This window comes from Flavobacterium caeni (assembly GCF_900101895.1).
Lineage (GTDB): Bacteria > Bacteroidota > Bacteroidia > Flavobacteriales > Flavobacteriaceae > Flavobacterium > Flavobacterium caeni.
Map to the genome: position 1 here is coordinate 260,439 of NZ_FMVF01000004.1, position 23,675 is coordinate 284,113.

The window sequence follows — 23,675 nt, forward strand, 5'->3', positions numbered from 1 at the left end:
TAGCGTGACTTAATTAGCAATTATCGGTTGTTCGTCCAAAGTAACGGTCGTCCTTGTCGGTACGTCCGCCGTCTTCGAGCGGGAATTCCTTGCGCAACGGGAACGAGACCATTTCGTCCATGTTCAAGATGCGCTTGAGTTGCGGATGGCCTTTGAATACGATCCCAAAAAAATCATAGGTTTCGCGCTCCTGCCAGTTGGCGCTCAGGAACAAATTCGACACCGTAGCGATCTCTGGGTTTACGCCCAAATAGCATTTGATGCGGATGCGTACATTGTCTACCCAGTTGTGCATGTGGTATACCACGGCAAATTGTCGGTCTTTGTCGGCGTCGGGAAAATGCATCCCGCACAACGTGGTCAAAAAGTTGAAACGCAGCGTGGCGTTGTCGCGTAAAAACAACATTACTTCTGAAATGGATTCAGAGTCCACCTCAAAAGTAAGGATGTCGTGTATTTGCTGAAAATCGCCGACCGCAGCACCAAACTGGTCTGTAAGCGTATGCTGTATTACCGAATTTTCTAAAGCCATTATTTGATGTTGTATGATGCGAGCAATTCTGTGTATTCTGGCGAGCTTCTGCGGCGTACCGATTCGGTCTTGACCATGTCCTGCAGACGCATGATGCCGTCGAGGATTTGTTCTGGTCTTGGCGGACAACCCGGCACGTAGACGTCTACGGGAATCACCTTGTCGATGCCCTGCAAAACCGAGTAGGTGTCAAAAATTCCACCCGAGCAAGCGCAAGCGCCCACCGAAATCACCCAGCGCGGTTCGGCCATTTGTTCGTAAACCTGGCGCAGGATGGGGGCCATTTTCTTGGCGATCGTTCCCATGACCAAAAGCATGTCGGCCTGGCGCGGCGAAAAACTCATGCGCTCCGACCCAAAACGCGCCACATCGTAGTGCGAGGCCATGGTCGCCATGAATTCAATCCCGCAGCAAGAAGTGGCAAACGGCAACGGCCAAAGCGAATTGGCGCGCGCAAGCCCCACGACGTCACTGAGTTTGGTGGCAAAAAAACCTTCGCCGGCAAATCCAGGAGGTGCTTCTGCGTTGGTGTTTATTTTTGAATCGCTCATTTTTTTGATATTATAAATTTTGAATTCTAAATTTTAAATTGATCGGAATCACCCATTCAACACTTAAAATTTATAATTTAAAATAATTTGTTATTCCCACTCGAGGCCTTTTTTCTTCAAGACATAGAAAAATCCGACCAAAAGCAACGTGATGAAAATGCCCATTTTGATCAAGCCTTCCATACCCATTTCGCGGAAATTGACCGCCCACGGGTACATGAAAATCACCTCGACGTCGAACAAGACGAACAAGATGGCCACGAGAAAATATTTGACAGAAAAAGGGATACGCGCGTTACCGACCGATTCGATCCCGCACTCGAAGTTTTTGTCCTTGTTTTTGGAGCTGCGTTTGGGGCCCAGGAACGACGAAACGATGATGGTCATGACCACAAATCCGACGGCAAGTCCCATTTGCATGATAATCGGTAGGTAATCGATTTGGCTGGTTTGCATGGCAGTAGAAAATCTGGTTTGTATTTGAACCACAAAGATAACCCTCCGCAATTAAATAGCAACCCATTTTTGCAATTTCGCGGCTACTATAACGTTGTAAATCGCTAATTTTTATTGATTATAAATAAGGGTTGTTTTTGCGTCGATTGTGGGCAATTCCCAATTTCTGTTGACGTTTTTTTACCCAAAAAGCGACCTGGCCTAAATTTACGCAAAAAAAAACGCCCCGAACTTCGGGGCGCCTGACTTTTCAAGGCAACAAAAATACTTATATTTTAGTTCGAAAGGACAGTAACCTGAGCGGCCACTTTTCCTTTTCTTCCTTCTTCTTCTTCATAGCTCACCTTGTCTCCTTCGCGGATTTCCTCGGCTTTGATTCCGGTGGCGTGAACGAAGATGTCTTTCCCTGTTTCTTCGTCTGTAATGAATCCGTAACCTTTTGATTCATTGAAAAATTTTACTGTACCTGTGCGCATTGTAATTGTAGTAATAAAAAGTTATAATGGTACAAATGTAAACTTTAAACTGATATGGCAATGCGTGGGTGTTAAAAAAATCTAAAAAATGCGAAAACGTTTAATTTTTTAAGATTTTTCTAAAGAAAATCTATTTTAAATCGAGTTTTATATTCAATTCTTTCAATTGTTCGGGGCTGATGGGCGACGGCGCGTCGATCATCACATCGCGTCCCGAATTGTTTTTTGGGAACGCAATAAAGTCGCGGATGGTTTCCTGTCCGCCCAAAATGGCCACCAAGCGGTCGAGTCCGAAAGCCAATCCACCATGCGGCGGGGCGCCATACTGGAACGCATCCATCAAAAATCCGAATTGGTTTTTGGCTTCTTCTTCGGTAAAGCCCAAGTATTTGAACATCAATTGCTGCGTGGCCTTGTCGTGGATACGGATCGATCCGCCGCCAATCTCGTTCCCGTTCAAAACCATGTCATACGCATTGGCGCGTACGGCGCCCGGATCGGTTTCGAGCAATTTCATGTCTTCGGGTTTTGGTGACGTAAACGGGTGGTGCATCGCATGCCATCTGCCCGAATCCTCGTCTTGCTCCAAAAGCGGGAAGTCAACCACCCAAAGCGGTGCGAATTCCTCTGGTTTTCTAAGGCCCAAACGCGTTGCCAGTTCCATTCTTAAAGCCGACAATTGCGTACGTGTTTTGTGCGCGCCGCCCGACAATACAAAAATCATGTCGCCTGATTTTGCGCCCGTGGCTTCGGCCCAACGTTTCAAATCTTCCTGATCGTAGAATTTATCGACCGACGATTTGAAACTGCCGTCTTCGTTGCATTTCACATATACCATTCCGCTTGCGCCGATCTGCGGACGCTTGACCCATTCGATGAGCGCGTCGATTTCCTTGCGCGTCATTTCGCCACAGCCTGGAGCGGCGATTCCGACGACCAATTCAGCCGAATTGAATACGCCAAAATCCTTGTGTTGCGCGACGCTGTTGAGCTCGCCGAACTCCATCCCGAAACGAATGTCGGGCTTGTCGTTGCCATAGGTTTTCATCGCGTGGTCGTAGGTCATGCGTGGGAATTTGTCGACCTCGATGCCTTTGAGTTCCTTGAGCAAATGGCGGGTCAATCCTTCGAATACGTTCAAGATGTCTTCTTGTTCCACGAAAGCCATCTCGCAGTCGATTTGCGTAAATTCGGGTTGACGGTCGGCGCGCAAATCCTCGTCGCGGAAACATTTCACGATCTGGAAATACTTGTCCATGCCGCCCACCATCAAAAGCTGTTTAAAGGTTTGTGGCGATTGCGGCAACGCATAGAATTGGCCTTCGTTCATTCGGCTCGGCACCACAAAATCGCGGGCGCCCTCGGGCGTCGATTTGATCAGGTACGGCGTCTCGATTTCGCAAAACCCCTGCGCCGATAAAAAGTTGCGCACGGCCATCGCGACCGTATGGCGAAACAATAACGCGTTGCGCACCGGGCTGCGACGGATGTCGAGGTAGCGGTATTTCATGCGCAGTTCCTCGCCGCCGTCGGTGTCGTCTTCTATCGTAAACGGTGGGAGCAACGCGGGGTTCAAGATGTTGAGTTCGGTGACCAACAATTCGATGTCGCCCGTGGCCATGTTCGCGTTCTTCGACTCGCGTTCGATGACCTTGCCTGTGGCTTGGATCACGAATTCGCGCCCGAGCGTCTTGGCCAATTCAAACACGGCGTTGTCGCTGCGGCTTTCGTCAAAAACGAGTTGCGTGATGCCGTAGCGGTCGCGCAAATCGACCCAGTGCACGAATCCTTTGTCGCGTGATTTTTGGACCCAGCCTGCGAGCGTGACGGTTTGGTTGATGTGGGCGGCGGTGAGTTCCCCGCAATTGTGGCTTCTGTACATCTTGATGAAATTTTGCGCAAATTTAAGCGATATCGCTCAATTATGAGGAGTGATTTACATTTTAATTTGGGCGTTGCCTTCGGCCGGGCTTTACGCTGCAATCTTTTGTTCCGCAGGCTCCACAAAAGGATTTTCGCTTCAATCCCTAACGCGGCCGCACGAAGAGCGTTTAGGATTATAGGGAAATCTGTTATTCGCTTGTGAGCGCATTGTCGAAAGGCGGTTACGTGGTCAGCATTCAAACGCAAGAAGGTGCGCATATCAACCGCAAGTTTCTCAAGGATTGACGACCGCGTTAGGGATGGCAGCGGCATCCTTTTGCGGAGTCCCGACGCTTCGGGACGAAGCAAAAGATATAGCGAACAGCCCGGCCGCGGCCTAAAATTTTGATTTTAACGTTTTTACGCCAATCCGCGGCAACGCCCAACCCACAAGGCTTTCCGACGTTTTTTCAAATTTCCAATGTTAAGTTTTCATTCAATGTTACCAAATTGTTAAGTCAAAGTGTCCTAATTGTAAATAATTGAGTAAGTTTGTAGTAAGATTATCAACAATTAAAACCTACGACATTATGAAAAAGTACATGATCATTGGAGCGATGCTGGTGTCAGGCATGATTTCGGCGCACACGATAGAACCCAAACTCGAAGCCTACGGCGATTTGGTCAAAGCAACCTATTACCATGAAAATGGCAAGATTGCCCAAACCGGATTTTTCAAAGACGGCAAACTCGAGGGGCAATGGGTTGCCTACGATGCCAACGGCGTCAAGAAGTCGGTGGGCGAATACAGCAATGGCGAGAAAACTGGCAAATGGGTATTTTTTGGCGAGAACAATCTGGCCGAAGTGAACTACAAAAGCAATAAAATAGAGTCGGTCAAGAACTGGAAAGCAGAAGCCCTGGCCAACCGCAACTAATAAAAAATAACAATAACTAATAAGGAATAAAAAAAGCCCGCTGCAAGCGGGCTTTTTGTTTATAGAAATTAGACCGAATGTTTGGTCGTGAATCCGTCTTCGCTGACTTCGGTAGGCACATAGTCCTCGACCATGAGCGCGTCGTAGTCGACATCTTTGTTTTTGCTGAACCTGCGGATCAGTCCGTCAAAGATCGAGTACACCACTGGCACAATGATGAGTGTCAGGAACAACGACGAAATCAATCCGCCGATGACCACCCACGCCAAGCCATTGTTCATCTCGGCGGCAGCGCCCGTGGCCAATGCAATCGGCAACATACCGAATACCATCGCGATGGTCGTCATCAAGATCGGACGCAAACGCGCGTGGTTGGCCTGGATCAAGGCATTGTAGGTCGATTCGCCCGCTTCCTTTCGATGGTTCGTAAAGTCGACGAGTAGGATCGCATTCTTACACACCAACCCGATGAGCATGATGATCCCCAGGATCGTAAAGATGTTGAGCGTATTGTTGGTCAAGGCCAGCGCATACAACGCCCCGATGAACGAAAGCGGTACCGAGAACAACACCACAAACGGATACACAAAACTGTTGTACAACGCCACCATTACCAGGTAGACCAAAATGATGGCCGCGAGCAAGGATATCCCCAGCGTACCAAAACCTTCCTGGCTGTTCTCGATGTCGCCGCCCCAAACGTAGTCTACACCCGCCGGACGTTTCATTTTAGAGAACACCGCTTCCCATTCCTGGGCCACGGCCTGCACCGACTTGCCGACGGTTTGCGCCTGTACGGTCACCGATGCACTCTTGTCGCGGCGCTCGAGCAAACTCGGTCCCGAGGCTTCGGTCACGTTGGCAAATTGCGACAACTTGATTTGTTGTCCTTGTTGGTTGATAAAAATCAAATCGCGTACGTTGTTGATGTTCGAACGATCGAATTCATTAAAGCGGATGTTGATGTCGTATTCGTACTGGCCCGCGCGGAACTTGCCGTCGGTGTTGCCGTTGAACGCAGTTTGCATCGTCATACCCACCGTTTGCAGATCGAGGCCAAGCGCCGCCATCTTGTCGCGGTCTACCTGTACGTTCACCTCTGGCGAACCGGTTTCCGAAGTCAATTTGATCTCGGTGGCACCCGAAATTTTCGCGAGTTCGCCCGCGGCTTCGTTGGCGAATTGCATCGCACTTTCTACGTCATTACCCGTGATGGTCAAAGCCAATGGCGCTTCGCCGGCACCACCCATGATACTCACCGGAACGGTTTTGACCTGAACACCCACGAGTGTTTTTTGCAACTCGCGTTTGACCTTGGCCGCATAGATGAACGTGTTGTCTTCGCGGTCTTCGCGGTCCACGAGCGTCACGGTAATTTCAGACTTATAAGGTGTGGTTTGCGATCCCGAGAAACCGCCCGAAAGCTGTCCTACGGTTGTGATGAGCTTGGTCACTTCTTTTTTACCGCCCAGGAAATCCTCGGCTTTTTGCGTCACAAAGTTACTTTGCTCGACCGAAGCGTCCTTGGGCAATTCAAGCTGTACGATGAACTGTCCGCGGTCCATTTTCGGGAAGAAATCCCCACCGATGAATCCGGCACCTACCAGGAACAACGACGAAACAAACATTACAATCACGATCACAAGCGACCATACTTTGGTGGCGCGCGATTTGAGCGACCATTTCAAGATGCCCGAAACCCAGTCGGTAAAACGGTCGAGTCCGCGTTCGAAGCCAAGGATGATACGGCCAAAGAGGTTCTTGCCCTCGATGTGTTCGAGTTTTCCGAAACGCGACGACAACCAAGGAATCAACGTAAACGACGACAGCAACGACAACGATGTGGCAATGACCACCGTCACACAAAACTGGCTGATGATGTTCGAAACGAATCCTGTACTGAGCGCGATCGGCAAGAACACCACGACAATCACGAGCGTGATGGCCGTTACCGTAAACCCGATTTCGGCGGTTCCGTCATAGGCCGCGCGAATACGGTTTTTGCCCATCTCCATGTGTCGGTAAATGTTCTCGAGTACAACGATGGCGTCGTCGACAAGGATACCTACCACGAGCGAAAGTCCCAAAAGCGACATCAAGTTCAAGGTATAACCCATCAGGTAAATGCCGATGAATGTGGCGATGAGCGACGCCGGAATCGAAATCATGACGATAAACGCGTTCCGGATCGAGTGCAAAAAGAACAACATTACGAACGCCACGAGGAATACCGCGATGAACAAGTCATGGATGACCCCGTCTGCGGCCACGAGCGTAAACTCAGACGTGTCGTTGGCCACTTCGAGCTTCACACCTTGCGCCGCATAATCCTGTTCGATCTTGGCGATGGTCGTCTTGATGTCTTCGGACAATTGCACGGCATTCGCGTCGGTTTGTTTGATGATCTGGATGGCGATGGCGCTCTTGCGGTCTACGCGTGAGATCTTTTCGACCTGTTTTTGCGAATCCTGGATATCGGCCACATCGCCCAAACGGATCTGGATGCCGTTCTGGTTTGACACGACCAAATTGCGCATCTCTTCTACGTTGCGGTATTTACCCGACAAACGAATGAGCATCTTGCTCTCGCGGGTTTGCAAACTACCCGTCGGGAAGTCAAGGTTCGACGCCAAAACGGCCTGCTGCACCTGCGGGATCGACAGTCCGTAGCCCTGCAATTTTTTCTGGTCCAGGCTCACCTGGATTTCGCGTTCCTGCCCGCCTACGAGCGTGATTTGCGCAACCCCGTTGGTACGGGCCAAAATCGGTTCTATTTTTTTGTCGAGCAAGTCGTAGAACGCCACTTCGTCCATGTTTCCGGTGGCGGCCAAGGTCATGACCGGCAAATCGGAGATCGAGAATTTGGTAAGCGATGGCGGATCGACGTCTTCGGGTAAATCCTTTTCAATGGCGTTGATCTTGCGCTGCGCATCGTTGAGCGAGTAGTCGGCATCGGCTTCGGCCTCGAGCGTAACCATGACCAGCGAGAGGCTTTCGTACGATTTCGATTCGACTTTCTTGACGAGCTCGAGCGACGACACCGCGTCTTCGATCTTGCGCGTAACGGTGTTCTCGACCTCAGACGGCGAGGCGCCCGGGTAAACCGTCGCGATGGTCACGACGTTGATTTCAAATTTAGGGATGAGCTCGTAGCTCAGGTTCGAGAAGCTGAACAAGCCGCCCAGCGTCAGGATGGTAAACAGCACGATGATGAGCGTCGGCCGTTTGATGGATATGGATGCTATTTTCATGGATTGGCTTTTATTTGATGATGCTCACTTTGGCGCCGTCGGTCAGGTTGATCTGGCCGCTGGTGACGATGATTTCGCCGTCTTCAAGACCGCCGAGGATTTCGACTTTCTCGCCAAGTACGCGTCCAGGGGTTACCTTGCGCATCTTGGCCGTGCTGTCCTTGACCACAAATACCTGTCCCGCGTTTACCCCGCCTACGAAAGACGTACGCGAAATGGCGCGGATGTTCCCCGAACCGGCTCCGGTTGGTTCAAATTGCGCCGTACCGTACATGCCCGCTTTGAGCTCGTTGTTCGGGTTGTTGGCGATTTCAATCTCGATCGGGAAGTTGAGCGACGCATCGGCCTTGGCGGCGATGAACGTGATTTTTCCTGCGAACACCTTGTCTGGATAAACGCTGGCCTTGACCTTGACGTTGTTGCCCAGTTTGAGCAACGGGATCTGGCCTTCGGGAACGGTCACGGCCAGTTTCAGTTTAGACGTGTTGACGAGTTCGAACAATTCGGTACCCGGTGAAACCACCGATCCCGGTTCGATAAGGCGCTTGTTGACAATCCCGTTGATGGTGGCCCTGATCGTGGCGTCGCCCAACGAGATGTTGGCCTGGTCGAGTTGCGCCTTGGCATTGGCCAAAGCCACTTTCGATTGGTCTACCTGTTGCTTGGTGACACCGCCGGTCTTGAACGCGTTGTCGTAACGTTGTGCGTCGGCTACGGCATTCTGGTAGGCGGCACGCGCATTGGTCACGTCTACCGAAAGCTTGTCGCCTTTGATGATCGCAAGCGTTTGACCGATGCGAACGACGCTGCCTTCGTCGACCAAAACCTTGGTGACACGGCCCGAGTTCTCGGCCGAAAATTTGAGTTCCTGCGACGGTGCAAATGTGCCGTTGGCTACGAATTCCTGGTCTATGGCGCCGGTAGCGACGGTGTCGATACGCACGGCTACCGTACTGTTCTTGAGCGAAACGATGGCTTGCTCGTTCTCGTTCTTGGCCTTGTTGTTCGAAAGCGTCATGCCGATAAGTGCGATGACGGCCACGATGGCGACGATATAAATGAGTTTCTTTTTCATGGTTATTGTGCTAGAGATTTAAGTTGTCCTTTTGATTTGATGAATTGCACTTCGGCCAATTTGTAGTTGAGTAGTGCGGTATTGTAATTGTTTTGGGCTTGGGTGTAGGCCTGCTCGGAATCCAGCAAGTCGGTAAGTGTCGCGAGCCCATTGTAATAGTTGTTGAGGGTATCGTCTAAGACATCGCGCGCCAAGGTGACGTTTTCGGTTTGGCTTTCGAGCGTCTTGAGGTTGTTTTTGATGACGGTCACCGCATCGAAATATTCCTTGTCGAGCGACAGTTTTTTGTCGGCCATGTCCTGTTGGTGCTTGCGCAATTCCACATCGGCTTTGCCCACACGTGCACGGTTGCCCAATCCCGAAAAAATCGGCACCTTGAGGTTGAGCCCGATCGAGGCATAGTCGGTCCAGTACGTTCCGTCTACGGGTTTCGAAAACCAAGGGAATTCTTGTCCGGTACCTTGGTAGTTGTAGTAGGCGTTGAGCGACAAGGTCGGGTAGTACGCCGCCACCTTAGACTGTTTCTGGTATTTGTACAACTGTTCTTGCGTGGTCATCAACTGGTACTCGAAACGGTTGGTGCTGTTGGGTTGTTCGTCGAGCGCGAGCGGCTTGACTTCGATGTGTTCCTTGACCAACGTAATCGGTGTTTCTACCGGCATGCCCATGTAGAATTTGAGCGCGGTTTCCTGCAACGCCACATTGTTGCGGTTTTGCTGGCGTTCGGTGTCAAGGTTGTAAAGGTTTACCATGGTCCGGTCCAAATCGATTTTCTTGGCCAGCCCGTTGTCGAACTGTCCTTTGATGATGTCGCGCACCTTGGCCGTACTTTGGTAAAGGCTGTCGCTCACCGCCAACTTCTCCTGCGCAACCAACACCTGATAGTAGGCATTGGCCACGCGCTCGATCACCTGTTCTTCGGTCAAACTGGCATTGATTTGGTAAAACTGACGCGTAGACTTGGCCGCCTTGAGCCCCGTAAACACCGACATGTCAAAAATGTTCTGGCTCAGCGAAACGCCAGCCGTAGAAAGCCATTCCTGACCAAACGGAATCAAAACGACCGTTCCCGGCGCACCCACGATGTCACCCGGCAAGGCACTTTGTTGGATGATGGCATTGTAAGTCAAGTTTCCGTTGGCGGAAACCGTCGGAAGCGCTCCTGCGCGCACTTCCTGTATTTCGTAACCGGCGTTCTCGATGTCGAGTTTCGCCTTTTGGGCATCGGCTTTGTTGGCCAGGGCAAACGTCACGGCGTCCTTAAGACTGATGGGTTTGTTCTGCGCCTGCACGAACTGCTGCCCAAGGCCTGTCAGTAAAAGCAGCAGGGCCGTCGGTGTTCTTAAAAAAGAGGGCATTTTCATTGATGATTGATTTAATTATTGTTGGATAGATTGAATTCTAATTCTTTGATGCCTTTTTCGGTGGCGATGGCGCGTGTGTGGTATTCCAACACGGCCAGTTCGAGCTCTTGGGCTTCTTTTTCCGACACGGTATTTTCGTTGATCTGGAAAATCAGCATGTAGTAGAACTTGATGGCTTTCTCGATGTCCATGTCCTTGCGGTAAAGCCCGAGGTAAATCCCGCGGTCGATGTTTTGGCGCAGGAACAAGTAACAGTCTTCGAGTTCGTGGCACATGGTTTTTTGGTGCAGCTCGGGATAGTGTTTCTTGAGTTGATAGAGCGGAGAAGTTTCGGCCGCCTGAAACATGTTCTTGAACATTCTGCGCAGTTCGAAATTCTCGCGGATCGGGTTGTGGTTTTGCGCCATGATGGCCTCGATCTTGACGTGCACTTGTTTGTGCATCGCTTCGGTGGATTCCTCGATCAGCACTTCCTTGTTGATGAAATACTTGTAGATGGTCTTTTTGGAGATTCCCATTTCACCCGCAATATCATCCATCGTAACGCTTTTGAAACCGAGTCTGAGAAACATGTCGGTTGCCTTGGCTATTATTTTTTCTTCCATAATGGTGTGGTAATCTAAATTTCAGCGGCAAATGTAGGTTGGAAACTTTGAACACCAAAATAGTTTCCAAAGTATTGACATTAATTTAACATTTGACATACCCGTCGAATTTGTCATCTTGAACGAATGCATTACCTTAGCGCCAAATATTCGCCCATGCTCGCGATAGAACAGTATCAGCAACATTTTGCCGCCTATCTTTCTGCACAACAAATCGGTAAGGATCCCGAAAATCTGTACGCCCCCATTCGCTATATTTTAACATTGGGCGGCAAGCGCATGCGGCCCGTTTTGACGCTCATGGCGGCCGATGTTTTCGATTGCAGTTTCCAAAAAGCGCTTCCTGCTGCCATGGCCGTAGAAACGTTCCACAACTTTTCGCTTGTGCACGACGACATCATGGACGACGCGCCACTGCGTCGCGGCAAGGAAACCGTACACGAAAAATGGGACCTCAATGCAGGCATTTTGTCGGGCGATGCGATGCTGATCCTGGCCTATCAGTATTTCGAACAATACGAGCCGGCCATCTTTCGCGACCTGGCCAAATTGTTCAGCAAGACCGCGCTCGAAGTGTGCGAAGGCCAGCAATGGGATGTCGATTTCGAGACACGCGACGACGTGACCATTCCCGAATACCTCAAAATGATCGAATACAAAACCGCCGTGCTCGTGGGCGCCGCGATGCAAATGGGTGCCATCATTGCCGAAACATCGGCGCAAAATGCACAACTCATCTACGATTTCGGGCGGTACCTGGGCATTGCGTTCCAATTGCAGGACGATTACCTTGATGTGTTTGGCGACGTGGCTACGTTCGGAAAGCAAATCGGCGGCGACATCATCGAGAACAAAAAAACCTATCTCTATCTCAAGGCGATGGCGTTTTCAGACCACGCACAAACCGAGCAACTCCGTCATCTTTACTCAATTCAGCCTACGGACAATCGCGACAAGATTGCGTCGGTGGCCGCCATCTTTAACCAAACGGGTGCCGCGACGGCCACAAAGCAGGCCATCCACGACTATACCATGAAAGCGTTCGATACGTTACGTGCGTTGCAAATTGCCGATGACAAAAAAGCGGCGCTGCGTACTTTTGGCGAAAACCTGATGGAACGCAAAGTTTAGGCAGCCTCAATTTTCACACATGTACACTGCACCGCCCAATACCGATGTTTTATTGGCCCAAGCCGAAACCGAAGATTTGTACCTCAAACTGATCGAACAAATCAACAAGGATTTCAACCTGGCCAACGAAGCCATCGATTTTCCGCTCAGCACCAGCCCGACCGAACTCAAGGTGCAAATGCACGAGAAGATTTACCGGCTCATCCAATACAAATTTGCCGAATACCTCAATTTACTGTACGTCATCGACGTGCCCGAAGACCAGATCAAGAAACTCGACGGTTCCGATTTGGTTGCGCTTTCTGAACAAGTTTCGTTTTTGATTTTGAAACGCGAATGGATGAAGGTGTGGTTCCGCAATCGTTTCTAAAGGATTCGTTACAGTCAAATTTCTTGAAAGCAAAGGGCTTCAAGGCGGCGGCCCAAATCCGATCCGTTCCAAAACAAATCGGTTGTTGATTTGAAAAAAATCGACGGGCCAGTAATGCAATACCGTTCTGCCTAGTAACGCGGCTTGAAAAGGTTCCAGCCTACGCGAAATTGGCTCGAAGCAAAATTGGTCCGAGTCGAGCCGTTGGAGTAATTGAACACAAAATTCCGAACAGTAGAGTTTGCGGCTGTCTAGATCGAAGTCGAAATCAAACCCGACATCCTCGAAGGTAGACAACAAATGTTTAAGCCGGTCGATGAATGCCGCGTCGACAGTGGTGCGCCACAACGCCCAGTAAATCATATCCGGTACTTGGGTAAATCCGTCCAAATCGGTTTGGACCAGTGCCGACGCATTTGCAGTGGCTTCGTTGCTTACATGAAACACGTTCCAGCGTCCTTGTTCGATAAACCCAATCCCGACATGCGAAGCAAATCGGTCCTGCAAATTGAACGGCGCGACCAAAGCCAACTTACTGGCCGTACCGCGTGTGACAAGATAAAGTGATGTGGGCTGTTGCGCGTAGAACACATGCACAACCAACAAAAGCGCCCACCACTTCATCGCACCGAATAGGTAAGGGCCAGTTTGACCGCGAGGTTGTCGCCCGTACGGTCCAAAGCGTGTGCGCCATACCGGTAAAATCCAGCGACACCCAGTCCCAAATAACCCAAGTTCCTGACGTTCAATTTGAGTAGGTTTTGCAGCTGCAATCCCGCTTCGAGGTACACTTGATCCATGGTTTTGTACCCGAACGGAACATAAGGCGCCATTTTGGTAAGATTTCCCCATCCGCACCGATGCGAAAGCGCGAGTTCGGGCATAAAAAATCCGCGGCGCAACACCGTGCCAAAATGATGCGATACATAGCACTGTGCAAACCGGTCGGACAAAAATTCGTACGGGCGCATGGTTTGAAAATGGTCTTTGACAACCACCACCATATTTGGGTCGTAAGCCCCGTGGCCGGTGAACAATCGCGAACCCGGCACCGTGCCGTCGATGTAGCCCCCCGACAATACATAGTCGGTGGTGCCCCAGGCCGAATGAAATTTTTGTGAAACCGAACCTTCCACACGCAAGTACCCGAAGTTCGAATCCAAGGCTCCTTTAAAACCCTGCTCGACCCAAGCCCTGACGACGGGATAGTCGGTCGGGGTGCTAAAGATGCCGCCAAAGGATTGTACGCGTTTTTGCCCAAAGGCATATTGTAAAAACAAGGAGGCGCTGGTGATGCTGTAGCCGCGATGGGTTTGGTCGACGGACAAGTATTCGTATTTGGGAACCACGTCGGACTGCGAAATACAGATGCTTAGATCGACAAAGCGCACAGGCGAAAACGTCCAATCGATACCATACTTTTTGACTTGGTCGTACCGGTAGCCCAAAAAATCCCTAAGCGCATACCAATTGCGGATGCTTCGCAAACCGTAACTTCCCATTTCGGTCAGGTCGTGTTCGAACGAAAACGCAAGGGTGCTTTGGGGTGCGGGCTTTGTTTGCAACATTGCGCCGTATTTCCAGGCCGTGTCCTGGGTTCCGTATCCGGCGAATCCACCCACGGCAAACCGATTCGACAGCCGTTCATTGGTGCGCAATCCGATGCCCAACCTCAATCCTTCGTATTGGTTGTATTTGAGGGATTTGTCCAAATCAAGGTCGACAAACCCTAGCGGAATCCGGCCTTGGAGTAATTTTTCGGTGAGCGACAGATACCGGTCAAAGTGCATCGCTTTACCCAAGCTGTCGAGGGTCGTATAGGTGTTTTTTTCGACGGCCGAAAGTGGGATTGGGCGCTGCTTGGCCCACGACAACGTGTCTAACTTGGCCGCAGACGGTGCGAGTTTTACCGCGAGCGTCGAAAATTCCGAGCGTTTGAGCGTAGGATTGATCGCTACTTGGCTCAAGTAACTTTTGCCTTCGGAATAAAGGCCGATTCCAGGATTTGGGTAATCGTCCACCATAAGCGTGTAGTGCAGTTGCTCGGGAAACCAGTGGTTTTGTATCCGCTGGTACTGCTGCTGGATTTTGATGTTGACCTTGCTTCGCACCTCGGGTTCGGCCAAAACGTTCTGTACCGCATAGCCGTTCGAGTTGATGTACAATACCCCTTTCAGCGCATCGAAACTTTTGCCGGGCTTGGCCTTAAAGGCGATGACGAATACCGTGTCTGCATCGTGCGTATATTCATCGGTCAAGGTGTAATGGTACTTCGAGGGGCTTCGGTTTGCAATAGGGTTGAGGTAATGCACATTAAAAAGCGGTATCGTTTCCTCATAAAACGAAAACGGTTGCAAATCGGTGGCCAACGCGGCAAAATCGGGACGCTCGAATCCCGACACGCGGGTGGCGGTTATGGTTTCTTCGGTCAATCCGGGTCGCATGTATTTGCGTTCGGTAAGGCTTTCCATAAGCAGCAAACGGCTGTTTTTGAATTTCTCCGAAACTGCCAGGCTGTCCCTTTTGTTTTTGTAGTACATAAAGTCGAAAGTCACTTTGTTGTAGCTTTTGTATCGAACAGCATTCAGGTGGTCAGGATGGTGTTTCTTTTTGTTGGCGATCGTCTTTTGGATGATTTGGGTGGCGCGGCTTACACCAGGCCCTATATAAACGTCCTCTAACGCCTGCGTTTCGCGGGTTAGAAACAAGACAACCTCATTGCCTTTGATGGCAAATGTTTCGGTACGGTAACCGACATAAGAACAGGTCGCCCGTTGCAAATCTTGCTGTCGGTACACAAACCGGCCATCCACATCGGTAAGGGTAGCCATCTTGGGGTTGTCGTTAAAAACAAGGTGCGCAAATGCCAGCGGTTCGCCCGACTCGCGGTCTTTTACCTGTACGCGTAGCGTTGGTTGCGCCGTAACCTGAAATGCCGCGACAAACGAGAGCAGCAACAAAAAATATCTCATCTTTCTATAAAGAGGCTATGGCGATAAAACGCCATAGCCGTTAAACTCACGGTTTAGGGCCTCCCGAGGTGTAGGTGTGGCTGCCGTTTGGCCCGGTCACAGTAGTCGTGCCCGGCGTCGAACCCACCATGGCCCCAAGAATCCCGCCGATTATGGCGCACCACGGGCCACAAATGCTGAACCCGAGTACGACGCCCACGGCGCTCCAAATGCCCGCTTGCGGCGATTGCGCCAACTCGGCGTCGTTAAAATCGACGTCAAAATACCCATTCGGTCCTTTCGATTTGCCTGCAGGCATTGGCTTTACTGGCGTCGGTTTGACCATATTGTAATTGATCGCGATCACCGTCAATATTTGTGTTTTTTCGGTTTCGCTGATGTTGCTTTTCTTGACATCGTCGGCCAGCGCCGTTTGGCTGTAATCGGTTAGCGATTTGCGCAAAAATCCCTTGCCTTTGTCCGAAAACCCTGACCCATCGATCACCGAGTAGCTGTTGGCGCCCTTCATGGCCTGCGCAATCTTTGTGAATTCGGCCAACTTTACAGGCTGATAACCGGGCAGCAATGTGGCGTAATAGCGGTCGATGGTCGCCTGATCGACGTTCTGTAATTTTCCGTCCTTGAAATCCTTGCCGACGACGGCCGCCGCGGCGAGGATGTCTGCACCTACTTTGTTTTGCGGGTTGTTGCTTTGGCTGTGCCCCAAAGCGAATCCGAGCAGCATCACTGCTAAAATGACTGTTTTTTTCATGGTGTGTAAAAATTAAAATTAATGTGGCTTGTATTTCCGCGGGAACTGAAGTAAAAGTAACACGGATATTTTTGTCCGCGCGGCAGATTTTCTGTAAAAAATGTTAAAAAAAGTCCAAACCGAAATACCGGCTTGGACTTTTTCAGACTGTGGTCAAGTGGGTTACTTTTTCGAGAGTTCGGCAAGGATCTTTTTTCCCGCCTCGTTCTTCGGGTCCAACGCCACCGATTTCTTGTAGTTTACGATGGCCAGCTCCTTGTTGCCGTTCTTCAGATAAGCCTCGCCCAGGCTGTCATATACATTGCCCGATTTGGGAAACGCCTCGACATTGATCTTGAACAACTCGATTGCTTCGGCCACTTTGCCCAAGCCCATCAGTTCATAGCCTGCATTGTTCACATCGCCTTCGCGTATTTCATACAGGTCGGACTTTTTGAGTTCCTTGTATTGGGCAAGCCCCGCCGGGATGCCGCTTTTTGAAAATGTGGTGAACAGCGCGCGTGCGAGCGATTTTTTGGGCATGATGAACGGTTTGCCATACAAAATGTTGCGGATTTGGTCGGCGATGTTGCCCACCCCAACACTGCCGGTGTTGTTGAGCAAAACGATCAGGTGTTTGTCGGTGGTGATGCGCGAAATGACGGTACTGAATCCGTTGATGCCGCCACCGTGTTCGGTCACGTTGATTTTGCCGTCGGCTTTGAATCCGCCAAGATCAAAAACGCCCCAGCCGTAGCCATAGAAACGGTCGCCGTCCACAATATGATGCCCAAACAGCAATGCGCGCGAGGGTGCCGAAAGCACTTTGTCGGTGTACAATGCCTGGTCCCAAACAAACAAATCTTCGACCGTCGAATACATCGAACCCGCGGCATACGGCAAATTCATGTCGATGTAGCTGGCGTTGTAGTAGTCATCGCCCTGTTTTTCGTAGCCCGAGGCGCGGCGTTTGATGATCGCCTCCGAATGATCGAACCCGGTATCTTTCATGTCCAAAGGCGTCAGGATTTGCTCCTGCAAAAATTGCTCGTACGGCTTGCCAGACAACGTTTCGATCAAATAGCCCAACACGAAATAACCCGAATTGCTGTAGGCGAATTTCTCGCCCGGCTTGAATTCGAGCGGCAGTTCGCTGAACGTTTTGACGAAATCGACCGGACTGTAGTAGTTGCGCGATTGTTCCCTGAAAAATTTTGGCGACGACGTGTAGTTCGGGATGCCCGCCGTGTGCGTGAGCAAATGGTGCGTCGTGATTTGGCTGGCGTTGGCCTTGGGATAGTCGGGCAGGTAGGTGGCGATGGGTTCGTGGAGTTGGAGCTTGCCTTGCTCGACGAGCTGTAAAATCAGGACGGCCGTAAATTGTTTGGTGATCGATCCCAAACGGTGCTTGGTGTTGGGCGCATTCGGGATGTCCCATTCGAAATTGGCCATGCCGAATCCTTTTTTGTAAATGGGCTGGCCGTTCTCGACCACGAGCGCCGAACCGTTAAAGCGGCCGTATTCGTGGTAACGCGACAGCAACGCTTCGATTTGTTCAGACTTGGTTTGCGCCGATACGGCAAAAGAAAACAACAGGAACAGGACACCCAATACGGATGGGAATCCGAAGATTGATTTTTTCATGATGATTGATTTTTGATTAATGATTGGCTAAATGTAGCAAATTTTATCCAACCATACATCGCGCATCAAAAATAAACCCGGATAAAAGGCATAAACTGTTCGCTGTACACGCCGTCAGTCAAGCAAGACCGTTTTGCTGATCTTGCAACTTTTCTCAGGATTTGAACAAGACGGTTTTTCGCCACATGTCCAAAACAGTTTTCCTTCGGACACAAAAAGGCTGGGTTCGCAATCGTTGGTTCCGGTGCAGCAAATGTAAATCTGCTCCATGCCTTGGTTGATACTGGTGGTGTCGTCAAAAAAAAGGGCGCCATTCCTTTCGGCGAGCCATCGGCAGACTTTTGTTTGGGTTTGGATGTCCTCGAGAAGGATGCTGTAATATGCCATTGCACGCGCTCCTCGGGTGTACTGTTTCTTGACTTTCAGTCTGTCGAACGATACCGCCGTGTGCGATCCGAAAATACGCTTGGCGGTCGTTTTTTTGTATGCCGTCGTGTCTACTAGAATCGTTGCGGCCGAATTTTTGAAATGCGCAAAAATTTCTAAATCGTTGTTTTTTCGTTTGCACGAAAAAATTAACGCAAAGACGACCAGTAAAAAAATTGAACGATGTTTGGCAAGTGTTTCCATAGGCTAATTAATCGCTATTGGATTCCCAAACTTAACAAAGACGAAAACAGTCGTTTTACACTTTTTGTGTATCAAACGTTAAAATTTCATCAGTCTAAAAATAAACCCGGATAAAAGGCATAAACGGTTCGCTGTACACGCCATCGTCGTCGTCAAACAGTACGTTGTAGCGCACGCCGATGGTCACGTTCTGCACGCGATAGCCCGCGCCCAAATACAAGGCCGTGTTCCAGAAATTGCGTTCGCGCGATGTGGTGCCGTTCACAAAGGGCTGGTAGCCGAGGTCGTACGTCGTGTTCACGCGCAATTGTTCGAGCTCGGCCGAAAGTTGCACCTGCGGGATGGGCGTGAACAAACCAAGCAGGCTGCCGCCGTAAATGTAAGATTCGTAATAATTGCGCGACCGTACATAGCTTCCCTGTAAGCCGACGCCCGCCGCTACGTATTGGTTAAAATTGTAAATCGCACCCGGGGCAAGCGTGATGTTGGTAAATCCCGAACCGAAATTCGCCCCGATGCCACCACCAAACTGCCATCGGCCGGCGCTGGTTTGTTGCGCTTGCAGCTTCGGCAGCGCCAAAAACAACAGCGTCAGAATCAAAAAAAGTCGGAGCGGGGTGTGGCTTGGTCGTGTCATTTGTTTCGTCTATTGGTTCAAAGTATAAAACTATGCTAAAAATAACTAAAAATTTGGGTATATTGTCGTACTTTTGCGGGACTATTTTTCAACCCCTTAGGACTTTTAACGAAATCATGGACCGGTTTTCCTTTCTGAACGCAGCGCACACCCAATTTTTTGAAGATCTTTACCACCAATACCTCGAAAATCCAGACAGCATCGAACCCAGCTGGAGGAGTTTTTTGCAGGGCTTCGATTTTGGCATCACCACCTACAACGACGAGTACCCCGTAGGCACGCCTGGTCAGCAATTGGCAGCCGCGGCCGCCAGTGGCGATTGTTCGGTAGAAACCGAAAAAATCCACAAAGAATTCAACGTCCTCAAACTCATCGACGACTACCGTACGCGCGGGCATTTGTTCACCAAGACCAACCCGGTGCGCGAACGCCGCATTTGGTCGCCTACGCTCGATTTGGCCAACTACGGCTTGTCTGATGCCGACCTCGATACCGTATTCGACGCGGCCAAGGCCATGAAACTCGAACCTACGACGTTGCGCAACATCATCGGTCACTTGAACCGTATCTATTGCGAGTCGATTGGCGTAGAGTACATGTACATCCGCAAGCCCGAGGTCATCCAGTGGATCCAGGACAAGATTGGTTACAACGACAACCATCCGAAGTTCGACGCGGGACAAAAAAAGCAAATCTTAGCAAAACTCAACGAGGCGGTTTCGTTCGAAAACTTCCTCCACACCAAATACGTCGGCCAGAAGCGTTTCTCGCTCGAAGGCGGCGAATCATTGATCCCGGGTCTCGATGCGCTCATCGAAGCCGCGGCCGAAAAAGGCGTCGAACAGTTCGTGATGGGCATGGCGCACCGTGGCCGTCTGAACGTTTTGGCGAACATCTTCGGCAAGAATACACAAGACATTTTCTCGGAATTCGACGGCAAAGATTATGACGATGACGCGCTGTTTGACGGCGACGTCAAGTACCACTTGGGCCTCACCGCCGACCGCAAGACCAAGTCGGGCAAATCGATCAACATCAATTTGGCGCCCAACCCTTCGCACCTCGAAACCGTCGGGGCCGTCATCGAAGGCATCACGCGCGCCAAACAGGACCGTTATTTCCCGAACGACGCTTCTAAAGTGTTGCCGATTGCATTGCACGGCGACGCGGCCGTGGCAGGACAGGGCATCGTATACGAAATCATCCAGATGGCGCAGCTCGACGGCTACAAAACCGGCGGAACCATCCACGTGGTGATCAACAACCAGGTCGGGTTTACGACCAACTACCTCGATGCGCGTTCGTCTACGTATTGTACCGACATCGCCAAGGTGACGTTGTCGCCCGTGTTGCACGTCAATGCAGACGATGCCGAAGCGGTCGTACACGCCATGTTGTTTGCGCTCGACTACCGCATGCAGTTTGGCAGCGACGTGTTCATCGACTTGCTCGGTTATAGAAAGTACGGCCACAACGAAGGCGACGAGCCGCGTTTCACCCAGCCGAAACTCTACAAAACCATCTCGAAACACAAAAACCCGCGCGATTTGTACGCCGACAAATTGATCGCCGACGGCATCATCGACGGACAATACGTCAAAGGGCTCGAAGACCAATACAAGGCTGTGCTCGAGGAAAACCTCGAAGCGTCGCGCAAAAAAGATCTGACCATCATCACGCCGTTCATGCAAAACGAATGGCAGGGCTACCACCAAGCCGATCAGGCCGAAATGTTGCTGCATACCGACACCACGTTCGACAAAAAGCAACTGACCGAAATCGCCAAGGTGATCACCGAATTGCCATCGGACAAAAAATTCATCAGCAAAATCACCAAGCTCATCGCCGACAGAAAGACGATGTATTTTGACAGCGACAAGCTCGACTGGGCGATGGCCGAATTGTTGGCCTATGGCTCGCTCTTGACCGAAGGTTACGACGTTCGTATTTCTGGTCAGGACGTCGAACGCGGTACGTTCTCGCACCGCCACGCCGTCGTGAAGGTCGAAGATTCAGAAGAAGAAGTGATCCTGCTCTCGCAATTGCCCAAAGCCAAAGGCAAATTCCACATCTACAATTCGTTGTTGTCGGAATACGGCGTCGTCGGATTCGACTACGGCTACGCGCTCGCCTCGCCAAAAACACTGACCATTTGGGAAGCGCAATTCGGCGATTTCTCGAACGGCGCGCAAATCATGATCGACCAGTACATCTCGGCCGCCGAGGACAAATGGAACAACCAAAACGGGCTCGTCATGCTCTTGCCGCACGGTTACGAAGGCCAGGGCGCCGAACACTCGTCAGCACGTATGGAGCGTTACCTGCAAATGTGCGCGAACGAAAACATGTATGTGGCCGATTGTACCACGCCGGCGAACTTTTTCCACCTGTTGCGTCGTCAGATGAAAACCACGTTCCGCAAGCCGCTGATCGTGTTCACACCAAAGAGTTTGCTGCGCCATCCATTGGTGGTTTCGTCTGCAGATGAATTTGCGACGGGGAAATTCCAGGAAACCATCGACGATACCACCGTCGACAAGAAAAAAGTCAAGACACTCGTGTTTTGTACGGGTAAATTCTATTACGATTTGCTCGCCGAACGCGAAGCCAACGGCCGTACCGATGTCGCACTGGTGCGCATCGAACAATTGTTCCCGTTGCCAACCGAACAGCTCAAGGCCATCATCGCCTCGTATCCGAACGCCGACGATTACGTGTGGGCGCAAGAAGAGCCGCGCAACATGGGTGCCTACAGCTACATGCTCGTGAATTTCACCGAGGTCAAGTTGCGTTTGGCCGCGCTCAAAGCATACAGCGCACCGGCTGCCGGAAGTTATGCACGCTCGAAAAAACGCCATGCCGCAGCGATTGCGATGGTATTTGATAAAAATTTGTTTAATTAGTAGCCGGGAACCTGCTGTACGCTGCAATCTTTTTGCCGGGACACCCTAACGCTGAACTTGTTTCAGCGTCTGCAAAAAGGATTTTCGCTGCCATCAGGGCTAGGGCATCCGATTTCAAAGTTCGAAATTCGTTAATCGAAGTTCGACATTCAAAATATCGATTAACGAACAACGAATAATGAAGTCAGAAGTGGCGTAGTGCTGTTGGAACGGCGATAGCTTAAAATAACCAAGAACGATAAAACCAAAAAATATGATTCTCGAAATGAAAGTCCCTTCTCCAGGGGAATCCATCACAGAAGTAGAAATCGCAACATGGCTCGTCAAAGACGGCGATTATGTCGAAAAAGACCAGGCCATTGCCGAAGTCGATTCAGACAAAGCCACACTTGAACTCCCGGCCGAAGCCAGCGGGGTAATCACGCTCAAGGCCGAAGAGGGCGACGCCGTCAAGGTAGGACAAGTCGTGTGTCTCATCGATACCGATGCCAAGCCTTCGGCAGTCAAAAGTCAAAAGTCTGAAAGTCCAAAGGCCGAGGAACCGAAAAAAGAGGAGCCAAAAGCTGAAGCTAAAAAAGAAGAACCAACCCGAGGCGCAGCCGAACTGAGCGGAGCTAAAGCTGCTGCGCCAGCCACGACCTACGCTACAGGAGCGCCATCGCCAGCCGCACGCAAAATACTCGACGAGAAAAACGTCGACCCTGCCACCGTTACCGGAACCGGAAAAGGCGGTCGCATCACCAAGGACGACGCGGTGAATGCACCGGCTTCGATGGGTACGCCAACAGGCGGCAACCGCGGATCGGAAAGAACCAAACTTTCGATGTTGCGTCGTAAAGTCGCCGAAAGATTGGTGGCGGCCAAAAACGAAACGGCCATGCTCACGACGTTCAACGAAGTCAACATGACGCCAATCAACAAAATCCGCAACGAGTACAAAGATGCGTTCAAGGCCAAGCACGGCGGACTTTCTTTGGGCTACATGTCGTTCTTTACCAAGGCCGTTACACGCGCGTTGCAGCTGTTCCCGGATGTCAACTCGATGATCGACGGCGACCAGAAAGTATCGTATGATTTCTGCGACATCTCGGTGGCGGTATCGGGCCCGAAAGGCTTGATGGTGCCGGTGGTTCGCAATGCAGAATCGTTGTCGTTCCGCGGTGTAGAAGCCGAAATCAAACGTCTGGCCATCCGTGCACGCGACGGGCAAATCACCGTAGACGACATGACAGGTGGTACATTCACCATTTCGAACGGCGGTGTTTTCGGATCGATGTTGTCTACCCCTATCATCAACCCACCACAATCGGGAATCCTCGGGATGCACAACATCATCGAGCGTCCGATTGCCGTAGACGGGAAAGTAGAAATCCACCCGATGATGTATGTCGCGCTCAGCTATGACCACCGTATCATCGACGGACGCGAATCGGTAGGGTTCCTCGTTGCCGTCAAGGAAGGTTTGGAAAATCCGGCCGAATTCTTGATGGACAACAATCCGAAGAAAGCATTGGAGTTGTAGATCAACTTTCGATTATAAAAAAAAT

20 protein-coding genes are annotated in these 23,675 nt (G+C 50.7%); 5 read left to right on the top strand and 15 right to left on the bottom strand.

What is annotated here, in order from left to right:
- Nucleotides 1-13: 13 nt before the first annotated feature.
- The 5 genes from BLP55_RS05135 to aspS all read right to left on the bottom strand — a co-directional run bounded on the left by BLP55_RS05135 (nt 14) and on the right by aspS (nt 3,897).
- A complete protein-coding gene (locus BLP55_RS05135; protein ID WP_091141249.1) occupies nt 14-532 on the bottom strand; it encodes an NADH-quinone oxidoreductase subunit C in 519 nt (172 codons plus the stop codon).
- Nucleotides 532-1,083, bottom strand: a complete 552-nt coding sequence (locus BLP55_RS05140; protein ID WP_091141250.1) for an NADH-quinone oxidoreductase subunit B — start codon at nt 1,081-1,083, stop codon at nt 532-534. The genes BLP55_RS05135 and BLP55_RS05140 overlap by 1 nt, the downstream gene beginning before the upstream one ends.
- Nucleotides 1,084-1,173: 90 nt before the next feature.
- Nucleotides 1,174-1,539, bottom strand: coding sequence for an NADH-quinone oxidoreductase subunit A (locus BLP55_RS05145; RefSeq protein WP_091141251.1), 366 nt, complete (start codon nt 1,537-1,539; stop codon nt 1,174-1,176).
- 275 nt (nt 1,540-1,814) lie between these two features.
- Nucleotides 1,815-2,015, bottom strand: a complete 201-nt coding sequence (locus BLP55_RS05150; RefSeq protein WP_091141252.1) for a cold-shock protein — start codon at nt 2,013-2,015, stop codon at nt 1,815-1,817.
- Between the two features lie 130 nt (nt 2,016-2,145).
- Nucleotides 2,146-3,897 carry an aspartate--tRNA ligase gene (gene aspS, locus BLP55_RS05155; RefSeq protein WP_091141253.1) on the bottom strand — a complete coding sequence of 584 codons (1,752 nt, stop codon included), beginning with the start codon at nt 3,895-3,897 and terminating at the stop codon, nt 2,146-2,148.
- Nucleotides 3,898-4,468: 571 nt separating this feature from the next.
- Here aspS and BLP55_RS05160 point away from each other — a divergent pair.
- Nucleotides 4,469-4,816 carry a toxin-antitoxin system YwqK family antitoxin gene (locus BLP55_RS05160; protein WP_091141254.1) on the top strand — a complete coding sequence of 116 codons (348 nt, stop codon included), beginning with the start codon at nt 4,469-4,471 and terminating at the stop codon, nt 4,814-4,816.
- Between the two features lie 68 nt (nt 4,817-4,884).
- Here BLP55_RS05160 and BLP55_RS05165 read toward each other — a convergent pair whose 3' ends face one another.
- From BLP55_RS05165 to BLP55_RS05180, 4 genes are read right to left on the bottom strand one after another with little or no spacing between them, the layout of a single operon-like run.
- Nucleotides 4,885-8,067, bottom strand: coding sequence for an efflux RND transporter permease subunit (locus BLP55_RS05165; RefSeq protein ID WP_091141255.1), 3,183 nt, complete (start codon nt 8,065-8,067; stop codon nt 4,885-4,887).
- A gap of 10 nt (nt 8,068-8,077) precedes the next feature.
- Nucleotides 8,078-9,142, bottom strand: a complete 1,065-nt coding sequence (locus tag BLP55_RS05170) for an efflux RND transporter periplasmic adaptor subunit (protein WP_091141256.1) — start codon at nt 9,140-9,142, stop codon at nt 8,078-8,080.
- A gap of 2 nt (nt 9,143-9,144) precedes the next feature.
- Nucleotides 9,145-10,506 carry a TolC family protein gene (locus tag BLP55_RS05175; RefSeq protein WP_091141257.1) on the bottom strand — a complete coding sequence of 454 codons (1,362 nt, stop codon included), beginning with the start codon at nt 10,504-10,506 and terminating at the stop codon, nt 9,145-9,147.
- 11 nt (nt 10,507-10,517) lie between these two features.
- Nucleotides 10,518-11,111 carry a TetR/AcrR family transcriptional regulator gene (locus BLP55_RS05180; protein ID WP_091141258.1) on the bottom strand — a complete coding sequence of 198 codons (594 nt, stop codon included), beginning with the start codon at nt 11,109-11,111 and terminating at the stop codon, nt 10,518-10,520.
- 156 nt (nt 11,112-11,267) lie between these two features.
- On the opposite strand from BLP55_RS05180, the gene BLP55_RS05185 reads away from it, so the two are divergent.
- The gene (locus tag BLP55_RS05185; RefSeq protein WP_091141348.1) at nt 11,268-12,242 is read left to right on the top strand and encodes a polyprenyl synthetase family protein; all 975 of its coding nucleotides are present in this window, start codon (nt 11,268-11,270) and stop codon (nt 12,240-12,242) included.
- Nucleotides 12,243-12,261: 19 nt separating this feature from the next.
- Nucleotides 12,262-12,612: a hypothetical protein gene (locus BLP55_RS05190; RefSeq protein ID WP_091141259.1), complete on the top strand. Its 351-nt coding sequence runs from the start codon at nt 12,262-12,264 to the stop codon at nt 12,610-12,612.
- A gap of 39 nt (nt 12,613-12,651) precedes the next feature.
- On the opposite strand, the gene BLP55_RS05195 is transcribed toward BLP55_RS05190, so the two are convergent.
- The 6 genes from BLP55_RS05195 to BLP55_RS05220 all read right to left on the bottom strand — a co-directional run bounded on the left by BLP55_RS05195 (nt 12,652) and on the right by BLP55_RS05220 (nt 19,225).
- Complete coding sequence (locus BLP55_RS05195) at nt 12,652-13,236, bottom strand: hypothetical protein (RefSeq protein ID WP_091141260.1); 585 nt, start codon at nt 13,234-13,236, stop codon at nt 12,652-12,654.
- A complete protein-coding gene (locus BLP55_RS05200; protein ID WP_091141261.1) occupies nt 13,233-15,584 on the bottom strand; it encodes a DUF5686 family protein in 2,352 nt (783 codons plus the stop codon). Before BLP55_RS05200 ends, BLP55_RS05195 begins: the two co-directional genes overlap by 4 nt.
- A 46-nt stretch (nt 15,585-15,630) precedes the next feature.
- Nucleotides 15,631-16,335 carry a DUF456 domain-containing protein gene (locus BLP55_RS05205; protein ID WP_091141262.1) on the bottom strand — a complete coding sequence of 235 codons (705 nt, stop codon included), beginning with the start codon at nt 16,333-16,335 and terminating at the stop codon, nt 15,631-15,633.
- Nucleotides 16,336-16,497: 162 nt separating this feature from the next.
- On the bottom strand, nt 16,498-17,958 hold the full coding sequence (locus tag BLP55_RS05210; RefSeq protein WP_091141263.1) for a serine hydrolase domain-containing protein: 1,461 nt from the start codon (nt 17,956-17,958) through the stop codon (nt 16,498-16,500).
- 114 nt (nt 17,959-18,072) lie between these two features.
- On the bottom strand, nt 18,073-18,588 hold the full coding sequence (locus BLP55_RS05215) for a hypothetical protein (protein WP_091141264.1): 516 nt from the start codon (nt 18,586-18,588) through the stop codon (nt 18,073-18,075).
- Between the two features lie 94 nt (nt 18,589-18,682).
- Nucleotides 18,683-19,225 (bottom strand): hypothetical protein, encoded by a 543-nt coding sequence (locus tag BLP55_RS05220; protein WP_091141265.1) that lies wholly within the window; start codon nt 19,223-19,225, stop codon nt 18,683-18,685.
- 116 nt (nt 19,226-19,341) lie between these two features.
- Here BLP55_RS05220 and BLP55_RS05225 point away from each other — a divergent pair, with 116 nt between their 5' ends.
- Together BLP55_RS05225 and odhB are read left to right on the top strand one after the other, a co-directional pair.
- Entirely contained in the window at nt 19,342-22,128 is a 2,787-nt protein-coding gene (locus BLP55_RS05225; RefSeq protein WP_091141266.1) for a 2-oxoglutarate dehydrogenase E1 component, read from the top strand.
- Between the two features lie 253 nt (nt 22,129-22,381).
- Nucleotides 22,382-23,650 carry a 2-oxoglutarate dehydrogenase complex dihydrolipoyllysine-residue succinyltransferase gene (gene odhB, locus BLP55_RS05230; RefSeq protein ID WP_091141267.1) on the top strand — a complete coding sequence of 423 codons (1,269 nt, stop codon included), beginning with the start codon at nt 22,382-22,384 and terminating at the stop codon, nt 23,648-23,650.
- Nucleotides 23,651-23,675 lie beyond the last annotated feature (25 nt).